Origin of the sequence: Streptomyces sp. ME02-8801-2C, assembly GCF_033793965.1 — a bacterium.
In the GTDB taxonomy this organism is placed as follows: Bacteria; Actinomycetota; Actinomycetes; order Streptomycetales; family Streptomycetaceae; genus Streptomyces.
Window position 1 is genome coordinate 15,161 of record NZ_JARAXP010000021.1, and the last position, 13,991, is coordinate 29,151.

General features: G+C 68.6%; 8 protein-coding genes. 7 read left to right on the forward strand and 1 reads right to left on the reverse strand.

All coding sequences use genetic code 11. The features are described 5' to 3' along the window. Window positions 1-297: 297 nt before the first annotated feature. Window positions 298-1,362, forward strand: coding sequence for a LacI family DNA-binding transcriptional regulator (locus tag PV396_RS39070; RefSeq protein WP_319213028.1), 1,065 nt, complete (start codon window positions 298-300; stop codon window positions 1,360-1,362). A gap of 226 nt (window positions 1,363-1,588) precedes the next feature. After that, the gene (locus PV396_RS39075) at window positions 1,589-3,652 is read left to right on the forward strand and encodes an RICIN domain-containing protein (protein WP_319213030.1); all 2,064 of its coding nucleotides are present in this window, start codon (window positions 1,589-1,591) and stop codon (window positions 3,650-3,652) included. Between the two features lie 101 nt (window positions 3,653-3,753). Here PV396_RS39075 and PV396_RS39080 read toward each other — a convergent pair whose 3' ends face one another. Next, entirely contained in the window at window positions 3,754-7,371 is a 3,618-nt protein-coding gene (locus PV396_RS39080; protein WP_319213032.1) for a LamG-like jellyroll fold domain-containing protein, read from the reverse strand. 327 nt (window positions 7,372-7,698) lie between these two features. Here PV396_RS39080 and PV396_RS39085 point away from each other — a divergent pair, with 327 nt between their 5' ends. From PV396_RS39085 to PV396_RS39105, 5 genes are all read left to right on the forward strand, one after another. After that, window positions 7,699-8,736, forward strand: coding sequence for a LacI family DNA-binding transcriptional regulator (locus tag PV396_RS39085; protein ID WP_319213034.1), 1,038 nt, complete (start codon window positions 7,699-7,701; stop codon window positions 8,734-8,736). 122 nt (window positions 8,737-8,858) lie between these two features. Beyond that, the gene (locus PV396_RS39090) at window positions 8,859-10,106 is read left to right on the forward strand and encodes an extracellular solute-binding protein (RefSeq protein ID WP_319213036.1); all 1,248 of its coding nucleotides are present in this window, start codon (window positions 8,859-8,861) and stop codon (window positions 10,104-10,106) included. A gap of 21 nt (window positions 10,107-10,127) precedes the next feature. Beyond that, window positions 10,128-11,117 (forward strand): sugar ABC transporter permease, encoded by a 990-nt coding sequence (locus tag PV396_RS39095; RefSeq protein ID WP_319213037.1) that lies wholly within the window; start codon window positions 10,128-10,130, stop codon window positions 11,115-11,117. Then, the gene (locus PV396_RS39100) at window positions 11,114-11,956 is read left to right on the forward strand and encodes a carbohydrate ABC transporter permease (protein ID WP_319213038.1); all 843 of its coding nucleotides are present in this window, start codon (window positions 11,114-11,116) and stop codon (window positions 11,954-11,956) included. Before PV396_RS39095 ends, PV396_RS39100 begins: the two co-directional genes overlap by 4 nt. Before the next feature lie 91 nt (window positions 11,957-12,047). Continuing rightward, window positions 12,048-13,784 (forward strand): amylo-alpha-1,6-glucosidase, encoded by a 1,737-nt coding sequence (locus PV396_RS39105; RefSeq protein WP_319213039.1) that lies wholly within the window; start codon window positions 12,048-12,050, stop codon window positions 13,782-13,784. The last annotated feature ends 207 nt before the right edge of the window (window positions 13,785-13,991 follow it).

The window sequence follows — 13,991 nt, forward strand, 5'->3', positions numbered from 1 at the left end:
GCTCAAGGGGGCATGACGGGATGCGGTCGACGGATACGACCAGAAACGAACGCGATCGGACAGATCCAATCGGCTGACGCGGTGAAGAGTGAACTTTCCAGGGGCCCGCTGTCAAGACTCTGCGGGCAAGGTGCCCGTCAGGCGGTCCTATGAGAAAGAAATCGGTCATTCGACGCAAGAAAAGCTGCCCGTTCTCTTGACGGGGGACCCTGGCGCTGCGTAGACATGACCGCGCGGTCAGGACCGCGCGGTCATACGGTTGACCTGGTTCGATACTCACGGCCATCGGGAGTTCTCATGACACGAGCGGAGGCGCGGAGCGCGGGTTCCCCGGCACCGCGCAGCGCGGACGTGGCCCACGCGGCCGGCGTTTCGCGCAAGACGGTGTCACGGGTCTTCAACAACGAGCCGTACGTCTCCGACGAGGTCCGCCGACGTGTCCTGGAAACAGCCGGGGCACTCGGGTACCGGCTGAACCACGCGGCCAGGGCGCTGGCCTCGGGCCGCAGTCGTTCGATCGGGGTCGTCGCCCTGGGCACGGCCGGGTACGGCACCGCCTCACTCCTCGTGGGTGTGGAGAGGGCCGTACGGGACGCCGGTTACGCACTGCGGGTGGTCAACACGGTGGACGGGGACCCCGAAGGCATCGCGGGCGCGGTGCTGTCGCTCCTCGAACAGGGGGTTGACGGTGTCGTCGTCTCCGAACCCATCGTGGAGGGAGAGGTCTCCGTCAGGATCGATGTGCCGGTCCTCTTCCTGGGCGCGCCGCCCGCCTTCACCTCCGCCCGGACCCTGAGCGTGGGTGTGGGTGCCCGCGAACTGGCGCGCGTGGCCACCGAACACCTGCTGGATCTCGGACACACCACCGTCCATCATCTCGCGGGCCCGCAACGCTGGTACGCCTCCAAGGACCGTGTCGACGGCTGGCGCGCGGCGCTGACGGCGCGCGGTGCGCTCGAACACCCCGTGATCGAGGGCGACTGGTCACCCGAGTCCGGCTACGCGGTCGGCCGTGAACTGGCGGCGGACAGTACCGTGACCGCCGTCTTCGTGGCGGGCGACGAGATGGCCATCGGCCTGATCCACGCCCTGCGCGAGGCCGGCCGCCGGGTACCCGAGGACATCAGCGTGGTCGGATTCGACGGCAACCCCGTCTTCGCCCACGTCACCCCTGCGCTGACCACCGCGCGTCAGCCCTTCGACGCCGCGGCGCGGGAAGGGATCCGGCTCCTCGTGCACGCCATCGAGAAGCCGGAGACCTACCTGCCTCCGGCGAGCCAACCACCGGTCGAACTCGTCATCCGCGCCTCGACCGCGCCTCCGCCCTCCCACCGGGGGCGGACGGCACTTCGCACCGCCTGAGCCACCGCACCGACAGGTGCGGACAGAGGGCACGCGTGAGCACCACCGCTGTCCGCCGAGGAAGCCCGTAGCGAAAGCTCGTAGCATTCCTCGACGCCACGACGTCGACCGTTGTCAGGGCGGCCGGCGTCACTCGTCCCTTGACTCCGCTGTTCCACGCCCGGGATCGATCCGTGCGGGCGGCGGGCGTCGAAACACACGTTCATCCCTTCCCCCGGGAGCCGCAATGTCCTATGCGCAGACAGACGCCAGAGCCGGCGCCGCTCCGCATTCCCGTCCCCTCTTTCTCCTGACGGCCGTCTTCGCCCTGCTGGCCGCGGTGGCGACACTGCTGCTGCCCGCCGCAGGCCGGGCGGACGCCCTGGCCCGGCCGTCGCAGACGATGTACACCCCGCCGTCGGACGCGCCCTCGCCCGGGTCGTTGTATCCGCGGGCGCTGCGGCTGCAGCACAACGGCTCGGCCAACGGCACGATTCTGGCGACGTTCGAGCAGTACAGCACCGGCACACCGGTTCTCCCGATCTACCGCAGCACCGACAACGGCAACGCCTGGACGAAGATCTCCGAGGTCGCCGACACCCAGAACGGCTGGGGCATGCGCTGGGAGCCCGAGCTGTTCGAGCTCCCCGCGGCCATGGGTGACTTCCCCGCGGGCACCATCCTCGCCGCCGGAGCGTCCGTCCCCTCCGACCGCTCGGCCATCAAGATCGACGTCTACGCCAGCACGGACCGCGGACTGACCTGGACCTTCGTCAGCAACATCGCCACCGGCGGCCCTGCCTTCGACACGAACGGCAACGGCAACACCCCCGTATGGGAGCCGTTCTTCCTCTACGCCAACGGCAAGCTGATCGTCTACTACTCCGACCAGCGCGACTCCGCCTACGGCCAGAAGGTCGTGCACCAGGTCTCCACGGACGGCCGCACCTGGGGCCCCGTGGTGAACGACGTGGCGATGCCCACCTACAGCCAGCGCCCGGGCATGCCCACCGTGGCGAAGCTGCCCAACGGCAACTACATCATGACGTACGAGTTCGGCGGCTCGCCCTCTGGCAACTTCGCCGTCTACTACAAGATCGCCGCCGACCCGGAGGCCTTCAACTCCGTCACGGGCATCCCCCTGCGGGCGACCGACGGCACGGTCCCCACCAGCACTCCGTACATCACCTGGCTGCCCACCGGCGGCCCGAACGGCACCCTGGTCGTCAGCGCCTACAGCACGGGTGACCTGTTCCTCAACACCGCGAACGGTGCCGCGGACACCTGGACACGCATCAACTCCACCGTCGTCGGCGGCTACAGCCGCGGTCTGCTCCCGTTGCCCGACGGCCACAGCCTGCTGGTGCTCAGCGGGGGAAGCGGCGGCAGCAACCTCCACAACCCCGTCACCTACGGCACCATCGACCTGGGCGGCGGCATCTCGGACGGCGCCACCTACACGGCTTCGAACGCGGGCAGTGCCCTCAACCTGGCCATCGCGGGCGGCTCCACCGCCAACGGCACGTTCGCGACGCAGCAGACCGCCACGAGCGGCACCGACCAGCAGTGGCGCTTCGCAGCGCAGCCCTCCGGCTACTTCAAGATCTTCAACGTGGCCACGGGCAAGGTCCTGGGCGTGCAGGGCGCGTCCACCGCCGACGGCGCCAAGATCCTGCAGTGGGACGACAACGGCACCCTCGACCACGAATGGGCCGTCGCCCCCAACCCCGCCGGCGGTTACACGCTGACCAACCGCGTCACCGGCAAGCTCCTCGAGATCCCGGGCGCCTCCAACGCCACCGGCACCACCGCCGGCCAGTGGAGCGCCACCGGATGCGCCTGCCAGCGCTGGAACCTCACCCAGACCGCCCTGCCCCCGCTGGGCACCGGACAGTACGTCCTCGTCAACAAGAACAGCGGCAAGTACCTCGACATCCCGAACGGCTCCACGGCCACCAACACCGCCGTCGGGCAGTGGCAGAACTCCGCCTGCGTCTGCCAGCTGTTCACCTTCCAGTCCGCCGGCAACGGAGCCTGGACCATCAAGAACGCCAACAGCAACCTCAATCTCGACATCCGCAGCGGCTCCACCACCCCGGGAGCCGTGGTCGTCCAGAACACCCCCTCCACGGCCAACTCGCAGAAGTGGACCCTGACCGACGCGGGCAACGGCTACTACGAAGTCAAGAACGTCAACAGTGGCCTCAACGCCGGCGTCGCCCAGTCCTCCACCGCCAACGGCGCGGGGGTCGTCCAGTGGACCGACGTGAATGTCGACGACCAGCTCTGGAAGATCGTCCGCATCAACTGAGGCGGCTCTCCCACAACGAAAAGCCCGGGTCCGGCTGTGTGCCGGGCCCGGGCATTTCGTTGTGGGTGGCGTATACGCCGACGTCTGAGACGGCGTCTACGTCATCGCGTCTCGCGCGCGTACGGCGCGACCGCGATCCGGTCGATCAGCGGTGCGTAGCGCGAGCGGAGCGGTACGCCGGGGAAGGTGTCCGAGGCGTAGGTGGTGCCGTCGAAGTTCGGCAGCTCCTCGGAGCTGAAGGCGATCGTGTTCTGTCCCTTCTTCAGCTGGACGGGGACGGTCAGCTCCCAGAAGTTGTTCTGGTGGAAGCTGTGCGGGAAGCTGACGCGCCGTGTCTCGCCGCCGTTGACACTGATGTCGGCGTGGCGGGCGAGCGGGTCCGGGTTGTAGTGGGTGGCCTCGGCCTGCTCGGGGTTGGAGTACCGGATGCGCAGCGCGTACAGGCCGCTCCGGTCGGCGGTGACCGTGAACGTCGCGGTGTTGCCGTTGCCAGGTGCACCGCCGACCCCGGTGATCGCCGTGCCGGCGGTGGCCAGGGAGAGCGGGGTGAGCGTGGCCGAGCCCGCGAGCTCGGCGTCGCCGGCCTCGTACGTACGTGTCTTGAGCGTGCCCTCGGTGGGAGTGACGGTGAGGCGGTCGACGAGGGTGGTCGTCGAACCCCCGGTCACCGTTACCTTGTTGACGCCGCCCGACAGGGAGACCGCCACCCTGCTCGTCTTCTTGTCCAGGCGCAGGACGTCGTGCCCGTTGACGGAGAGCCGGGCGCCCGTGCCCTCTACGGTGTCGACCTCGAGGGTGGCCTCGCGGTCGGCGGGGGAGTAGACCCAGAACGTGGCGGTCTGGCCCTTCCGGAGCTTGGCCGCGCCCGAGCCGGTGGCGGGGACCCGGGCCTTCTTCGGCAGGTCGTAGACCGGCCGCGCCCCGCCGCCCAGCCAGGCCAGCTCACCCTCGTACACCTGGGTGGCGGCCGAAGCCTCGGGGAGGGAGAGGGCGAGACGGTCGACGATGGCGTCACCCTTGGTGACGCGCTTGCCGTCGAGGCTCTTCGCGGCGAGCGTCAGGGTGTGCTTGCCCTTGGTGAGCCGGACCTTGGTGTCGGTGTGGTCCCAGACCACCCACTTGTAGCCCAGCGGCATGTACAGCTCCTGCTCGCTGTCCGCCTTCCCGTCCACCCGGAGGAAGACGTTGGTGGGGCCCTGCTCCTTCACCTTGTCGAAGGTGTTCAGGGAGTTGGCGAAGACGCTCAGGTCGTAGGTGCCGTCCTCGGGCACGTCCACGGTCGTGTCGAGCGTGACGTCCGAGCCGGTGCGCAGACCGCCGACGTCGTATCCGCCCGAGGTGTAGAACTTCGACACGTCGCGAGGTGAGCCCTCCGGGCCGTTCTTGGAGTAGCCGGTCCCGGTGTGGACGGCGTCCTCCGCCTCGTACGAAGCCTGCCAGCGCACGGGCGGGGACTGCGCGCCCTTCGCCTTGCCGGCCGGGCTGAGGACGATCTCGTACGCCGAGGACTCCTCCAGTCTCGGCAGTGTGCCGTCGCCGAAGTCGACGACCACCGTGCCGTCGTCACCGACCTTCAGGTTCTGCTCGGCGAGCAGCTTCGGACCGGAGGAGTCGCCGACCTGGCCGCTCCACGCGATCTCCCGCACCCACGCGTGCACGTTCTTCCCGAAGAGCTTCTTCGGAACGCCCGCGAACGTGATGTGGCCCTTCCCGGTCGACCCGCCGAAGATCAGCCGGGCCTGCTTCTTCTTCTCGTCGAGGGTCGCGACGCCCTGCATTGTGTAGTTCTCGCCGGGGAACGGCGGCGTCGCCGTCACCGTGTGCCCGCTCATCGAGGCGTACGAGTTCAGCAGCCACCACTGGCCGTTGCCCCGGTTGGACTGCACCGCGGAGTCGGAGAGGTTCCCGTCGATGTTCCAGTAGGCGATGTCGGCGTCGACCTTGGACTCCTCGATCGCGGAGACCCACTGGATCATCTGGCCGGGTACCGAGGTGTGGTAGTTGAAGGCGTACTCGTTGATGTTGATCGGCAGCCTCGTACCCTCACGGGCGGTGCCCTTGAACAGCTCCTTCTCCCACGTCCGGTACTTGGCGACGTTCGAGCGCACCGCCTCGGGGTGGCTCAGCTCGTGCCAGGTGATGACGTCCGGGAGGGTGCCGGCGGCCAGGGCGTGCGTGAGGAAACCCTTCACCTGGTCGTAGAGGACGCTGGTGTTGGGTCCGGCGATACGGGCGCTCGGCATCTTGCCCTTGATGAGCTTGTACGCGTCGTCCCAGGCGGCGAAGAAGTCGGTGGGGTCGTTGAGCCAGCTGACCTTGTCGTAGCTCCAGTCGCCGGTGCCGAACATGTTGCCCTCGGGCTCGTTGAACGGCACGAAGACGATGTTGTCCTGGTACTCCTCGGGCAGTTGGAGCACCTGGTCGACCTGCTTGGCGATCTTCTCCTCGTAGAGCTTGAGCTTCTCCTGCGGGGTGTCGCCCGGCCACTCGTAGGGGAAGCCGCGGTGGATGTCGGTCATGTAGATGTACACATCACCGTTGGTGGAGTCGGCCAGGGGCCCGACCACGTCCAGCGCGTCGGCGCCCGGGTGCTGCGGGCCGTCCTGTGCCTTGGTGGAGACGGTGCGCAGCCCCATGCCCTCGATGAGGTTGTTGGTGGGGACGTCCGGCCCGTACACCCCGTAGAGGGTGCCGGAGGCGCCGCCGTGGAACGCGCCGGTGTTGGAGCCGAGGTCGACGGTCAGCTGACCCTCGCGGACCACGGTGACGGTCGCCGAGACCGCTCGACCGGCGACGGTTCCGGCGACGGTGAAGGTCCCCGGTCGGGCGTACTTGTCGGCCGGTACGGCGTCCCAGGTGATCGCCGCGTCGCGGTCGTAGCCGTCGGAGAAGGAGGATCGGACGGCCGCGGGCAGGGACGGGGCGGTGCCGGTGGTCGTCCGGACAGCGAAGGAGGTCTTCGACAGGTCCTGGAGCGTCGGCACGGTCCCGACCAGGCCGGCCACCTGCTGCGCGCTGAGCGCCGAGTGCCACACGGCGAAGTCGTCGATCGCGCCCTTGAGCAGCGGGTCCGGCCAGAAGGACTTGCCGATGTAACCGGCGGCCGTGGCCGAACCGTCCAGCAGTTCCTTGGCCTTGATGCCGGTCGCGGCGGACGCCACCGCCGTGCCGTCGAGGTAGGTGGTGAGCCGACCGGCACTGGTGTCGAGAGTGACGGTGACGGTCCGCCAGGCGTTCGCGGGCAGCATCGCGTAGCCGACGGCCTGGGCCTCCGCCCCGCCTCCGCCGGTGGTCACCGAGGTCTGGAACAGCCCGTTGCCGCTGTACGGAGTGCTGAAGAGATACCTGGTGGTGTTGGTGCCGAGATCGAAGATCCGCTGCCAGGACGACTTGTCGCCGTCCCACTTCACCCGGGCCGAGACCGTCAAGTCCGTGGCGTCGCCGAGCACTTCGCGGGGCAGACGGACATACGCGCCGTTCGAGTCGGGCGCCCCGCCGGGCAGGGCGATGGCCTTGCCACCGTCCGCGCCCGCGACGGAGCGGGCGGTGGCGCCGTTCACGAGGCTCGCCGTCAGGCCGTTTCCGGAGCTGTCCGTGATGCTGCCCGACGCGAGGTCGTCCTGGTCGAAGGTGTAGCGGGCGACGGGCTGGGGAGTGTCGGCCGCCTGCGCGAGGACGGCCGGCGCGGAGAGCAGCCCCGCGCCGAGAGTCAGCGCCACGGCGGCCGCACCTCGGCGCCGGACGGATCTGTCAGCAGGTGGCATGGAGTGCGTCCTTAATTCTTGATTCCTGAGGGGGAGGTTCCGGTTGGCCGGGAGGGGGAGGGGTAGCCGGTCGAACCGGTTCGGCGAAGCTAGCATCGAGGAAACCGGCCAGCAATCCCCCCGACACGCCGAACCTGTGCCGTGTACGCCGGATTGCAAGGTGTTTTCACCGAAAGCCCGGTACGGGTGTTGACAGGCGCCCGGCTTGTTTCTAGTTTCACTTCACGCGAACCGGTTCGACAACCGATAGTCGCCGCTCCACCCTTCCTACAAGGAGTTGCCGTGAACATCGGTGAGATCGCCCGGCTGGCCGGTGTCTCGCGGAGCACCGTGTCCTACGCGCTGAGCGGGAAGCGCCCGGTCTCGGAGGACACCCGCCGCAAGATCCAGCGCGTCGTCGACGAACTGGGCTACCAGCCCAGCGCCAGCGCCCGCGCCCTGGCCAACGGCCGGACCAGCACCCTCGGCCTGGTGTTCCCGCCGGCCGGCAACCACTACACGGGAATGCAGCTGGATTTCATCGGCAGCGTGGTGGAGGCCGCGGCGGCCCACGACTACGACGTGCTGCTCTCGCCGAGCGGTGTGGACAGCGACCGTTCCTTCCAGCGCCTGCTGGGGGAGCGGCGGGTCGACGGCGCGATCCTCATGGAGATCAGGCTGGAGGACGACCGGGTCGATCACCTGGCAGCCCTCGACTTCCCGTTCGTCGCCATCGGCCGTACCGCTCGCACCGAGAGCTGTTCATGGGTCGGGCTCGACCACACCGCGCTGGTGGAGCGTTGCGTCCATCACCTGGCGGATCTCGGCCACCGCCGGGTCGCCTTCGTCAACCGTCCCGAGCAACTGCTGCGCACCGGGTACGAGTCGGCCCAGCGCGGGCTGAACGGCTTCACCAAGGCCGCGGCGGAACGCGGTCTCACCGTCCGCACGTACTGCTGTGGCGACGACGCCGCCTCGGGCCAGACCTGCCTGGAACGGATCCTGCACGACGACCCGGCCACCACCGCCCTGGTCACCCTCAATGAGGCTGCGCTCGGCGGCCTCTACCGGGGCCTCGCCGAGGCAGGCCGCCATGTGCCGCGCGACTTCTCCCTCACCGGGGTCGTGGCCGGCCGGTGGGCGGAGACGGTGACCCCGCAGCTCACCGCGGCGGACGTACCGGCCGAGCAGATGGGCCGCCTCGCCGTAGACCTGCTCGTAGAGCGGCTCAACCACCCCGACGCGCCGCCCCGGCACCATCTCCTCACCCCGCCGATCTCGCTACGGGCCAGCACCGGCCCGGCCGGAACCGCGCCGAGCACGGACGCCGGACCGGTATGACGGCCTGACCTCTTCCTTCCCTCTCTTCTTCCTCACTTCACCGCACGCTCGCCCGTGCGCGTGCATCCGCCTGCCGGCCCTTGCCTCGGCACTCCATGCCCAGAAACAAAGGAACTTCCGCCATGAACCGATCCACCAGACAGCGCCGTCTGACCGCCGCCGCTGTGACCGCTCTGGCCGTCGCTGTGAGCGCCACTGCCTGTTCGTCCGGCTCGGGCAGTTCGGACACGAAGGCCGCCGCCGGTGGTACGTACTCGATCTGGGACCCCTACCCGCAGTTCGCGAAGGGGTCGGCGTGGGTGAAGCTGCTGGAGGACTGCGGCACGAAGGCCGGGGTGAGGGTCAAGCGGACCGGTTTCGACACGGGGGACCTGGCGAACAAGACGCTGCTGGCCGCGCAGCAGGGCAACTCCCCGGACGTCCTGATCGTGGACAACCCGGTGGTCTCCACGCTGGCCGAGGCGGGTGTGCTCACGACGACGGACGAGAACAGGCTGGACACGTCCGCGGTGGATCCGAACCTGTTGGCGGCGGGTCAGTCGGGCGGCAAGACGTATGGCACGCCGATCGGTGCCAACACGCTGGCCCTGTACTACAACAAGAAGGTCCTGGCGGAGGCCGGGGTGGATATCGCGTCGGTGAAGGACTGGGCGTCGCTGACGGCGGCGCTTCAGAAGGTGAAGAAGGCGGGGAAGAAGGGGATCACGTTCTCGGCGATCGGCACGGAGGAGGGCAGTTTCCAGTTCCTGCCGTGGTTCTGGGGTTCGGGGGCGAAGCTGACCGCGCTGGATTCGCCGCAGTCGGTGTCGGCGCTGGCGTTGTGGAAGGGCTGGCTGGACAAGGGGTACGCGCCCAACTCGGTGCTCAACAACACGCAGACCACCAGCTGGCAGGAGTTCGCGTCGGGGGAGTACGCGTTCAGTGAGAACGGGACCTGGCAGCTGGCGAACGCGGAGAAGGCGGGCTTCGAGTACGGGGTGATTCCGGTCCCGGGGGCGTCGGGCGGCAACGCGGCGGCGCCGACGGGCGGGGAGTTCGTGACGGTGCCGGTGCAGGACGACACCGCCCGCTATGCGACGACGCAGAAGATCGCGACGTGTCTGACCAGCAGCCAGAACCTCCTGGCGACCGACACGACGCTGTCCTATGTCGCGCCGACCGCCGAGGTCCAGGGCAAGCAGGTCGCGGCGAACGCGCAGCTGAAGCCGTGGGTGGACGCGGTGAAGGCGGCCAAGGGCCGTACCAGTGACGACCTGGGCACCAAGTACCCCAAGATCTCGGAGCAGTTGTGGAAGGCGGTCCAGTCCGCGCTGAGCGGCTCCACGTCGCCGAAGGACGCGCTCACGGCCGCCCAGTCCGCCGTCAAGTAACCGAGTGTCGAAGGCCAGTTGATGAACCGCACGACACACGCGCCGGACGACGGCCGGCTGGTTAGCGAGGGGGTCGGGGCGGAAACCGCCGCCCCGACCACTCCCCGGGCTACCACGCGACGGCGCCGTCCGACCTCCTCGCAGTGGACGGCCTGGGCGTTCATCGCCCCGGTCGCCTGCTACCTCGCCGTCTTCTACGCCTATCCCCTCTACCGCAACCTCGACCTGAGCCTGCGCAACTACACGGTCCGCTCCTTCGTGCAGGGCAACGCCCCCTTCACCGGCCTGGACAACTACCGCAGGATCTTCGACGACCCGACGTTCGCCCCGGCCCTGGTGCACACCGCCGTGTTCACCGCCGTGTGCCTGCTCTTCCAGTACGCGATCGGCCTGGGCCTCGCGGTCTTCTTCCACCAGCACTTCCGCCTGTCGGCCACCCTGCGGGCGCTGTTCCTGGTGCCGTGGCTGCTGCCGCTGATCGTGTCCGCCTCCACCTGGTCATGGATGCTCAACTCCGATTCCGGCATCGTCAACGCCACCCTGAACACGATGGGCATCGGCCCGGTGAACTGGCTGACCTCACCGGCCTGGTCCCTCGCCTCGGTGATCATCGCGAACATCTGGATCGGTGTCCCCTTCAATCTCGTCGTCCTCTACAGCGGCCTGCAGTCCATCCCCGCCGGCCTCTACGAAGCGGCCGCCCTCGACGGAGCGAACGCCTGGCGCCGCTTTTGGTCCATCACCTTCCCCCTGCTGCGCCCGGTCTCCGCGATCACCCTCCTGCTCGGGCTGGTCTACACACTGAAGGTCTTCGACATCATCTGGATCATGACCAAGGGCGGACCCGCCGACTCCTCGACCACGTTCGCGACCTGGTCCTACCAGCTCGGCTTCGGCAGCCTCCTGCCGGCTTTCGGGCCCGGAGCGGCCGTCGGCAACCTCCTGGTCGTCGCCGCCCTCGTCTTCGGCCTGATCTACCTGCGCATCCAGCGAAAGCAGGCCCAGTCATGACCGCAACCGCCACCACTCTCACGCGCCGCGACCGCACCTGGGGCAAGACAGCTGTCGGTGTGGTGCTGACCGGGGTGATGCTGTTCCCGGTGTACTGGATGCTGAATGTGTCCTTCACCCGCGACCAGGACATGCGCAAGAGTCCCCCGGACCTGATCCCTCTGCATGGGACGCTGGCCGGCTACCGCACCGTCCTCGACGAGCAGCTGCCCTACCTCGCCACCAGCCTCGTCGTCGCCCTCGGCACCGTCATCCTGACCGTGACCCTGGCCGCACCCGCCGGATACGCACTGGCGAAACTCCGCCCACGCGGCGGCGGCATCCTCTCCTTCGTGCTGCTGGCCGCGCAGATGATCCCCGGCATCATCATGGCGATGGGCTTCTACGCCATCTACCTCCAACTCGGCGTCCTGCAGTCCCTCCCCGGCCTGATCGTCGCCGACTCCACCCTCGCCGTGCCCTTCGCCGTCCTCATCTTCACCGCGTTCATGTCCTCCATCCCCGGTGAACTCATCCAGGCCGCACAGATGGACGGGGCACGGGCCCTGCGTACGTTCTGGTCGATCGTGCTGCCGATGAGCCGCAACTCGATCGTCACGGTGTCCCTGTTCGCGTTTTTGTGGTCCTGGTCCGACTTCATCTTCGCCAGCACCCTCGTCAACGGCGGCACGCACGAGCCGATCACCCTGGGCATCTACCACTACATCGGCAACAACAACCAGCAGTGGAACGCCATCATGGCCACCGCCGTCGTGGCCTCCCTGCCCGCCACGGTCATCCTCGTCCTCGCCCAGCGCTACGTCGCCGCAGGCGTCACCGCAGGCGCCGTCAAAGACTGACCCCCACCACCCCCACACTCCCCCCTCCGGTCCCTGCCGTCCGTATCCCCGGACGGACGGCCGCCCCTGCCCGAGAAACGAGTACCGCTTCATGACCGCCGACCGATCCGGCCCCGTCTTCTGCGTCCAGGACATCCCCTTCAGCACCCACGGATCGTGGTTCGGCATCTCACCCGTCCTGGCGGAAAAGACCCGCGCCGAAGACCTCCACCTCGTCTCCCACCAAAACGGCATGCACGCCGTCCTACGCCTGCTCCCCCTCGACCCTGCCACCGACGAGCGGGCAGACACCCGCATCGACGCCACACCGGGCCTGCTCACCTGGACCGGCGAGGACGGACGGATCGACCTCGCCTACGAATCGCCGGACACCATACGCCTGCAGGGGACGGGACTTGCTCTGCACATCTCCGCGGCGGCGAAGGCCCTGACCCCCTTCAGCGGCACCTACTTCTACGACGACCCGGCGGCACGGGCGCACGTATTCACCTCCTACGAAACCGGCCGCCGCTACCGCATCACCCTGCTCACCGGCACCATCGCCGAGGTGTTCGGATCCCAGGCCCTGGGCAGCGCCGACCGCGGCCTCACCATCACCGCCGACGCGGACGGCGCCTGGGAAATCGCGGTCGAGGAACTCGACACGGCCCGCCCGCCCTACACCTCACCCGCACCCTTCACCACGGTCGTCGAGGCAGCGCAAACCTCCTTCACAGCGTTCGTCGACGCGGTCGCCCCCTGGCGCTCGGCCGACACCCCGGCCGCCGAACTCGCCGCCTACGTCCTGTGGTCGGCCACCGTCCGCCCCGCAGGCCTGCTCACCCGCCCCGGCGTCCTCATGTCCAAACACTGGATGGACAAAGTCTGGAGCTGGGACCACTGCTTCAACGCCCTCGCCCTCGCCCCCGGCCACCCCCACCTCGCCTGGGACCAATACCACCTCCCCTTCGACCACCAGGACGCCACCGGCGCCCTGCCCGACTCCGTCACCCACTCCGAAGTCCTCCACAACTTCGTCAAACCCCCCATCCACGGCTGGGCCCTCGCACACCTGCGCCGCCTCCTGCCCACACCCATAGGGCAGGCCGAACTCACCAAGACCTACGACAGACTGACCCGCTGGACCACCTTCTGGCTCACCGCACGCCGCGCCCCCGGCGCAACCCTGCCCCACTACCAGCACGGCAACGACAGCGGCTGGGACAACGCCACCACCTTCGACCCCGAACGCGTCATCGTCACCGCCGACCTCGCCGCCTTCCTCACCCTCCAACTCCACCAACTCGCCGAACTCGCAACCGAGTTGGGGCACACGGAAGACGCCGCCCACTGGCAGCAAACCGCCACCGAAACCCAAACCGCCCTGCTCGACCAGCTCTGGACCGGCGACCGGTTCGTGGCCCAAAGCGTCCACACCTCACACACCTGGAGCACCTCCAGCCTCCTGGACCTCATGCCCATCACCCTCGGCGAACACCTCCCACCCCACATCAGCAACACACTCGCCGACCGCATCCAAACCCACCTCACCCCCCACGGCCTCGCCACCGAACTCCCCACCTCCCCCCACTACCTCCCCGACGGCTACTGGCGCGGCCCCATCTGGGCCCCCGCCACCGTCCTCATCGAAGACGGCCTCCGCCGCGCCGGCCACCACCACCTCGCCAACGACATCAGCACCCGCTTCCGCACCCTGTGCGAAACCCACGGCTTCGCCGAAAACTTCGACGCCCTCACCGGCACCGGCCTCCGCGACCGCGCCTACACCTGGACCGCCGCCAGCTACCTCCTCCTCGCCGAAGCACACACACGCCGAGCCGGCCACTGACCGCCTTGTAACCCCCGTAACCCCCGTAGCCCCCGTAGCCCCCGTAGCCCTCGTAGCCCCGACTTCGCCGCTGTCCACGGCGAAGTCGGGGCTTACGCGTGCCTCCGATGACGACTGGACGGTGAACTGGATCAGCGCTCGGGAACTGAGCGACAGCCATGCCGTGCAGGCGGCGACCGTCGGCTCCTGGTGAGGTGACCTGTTACT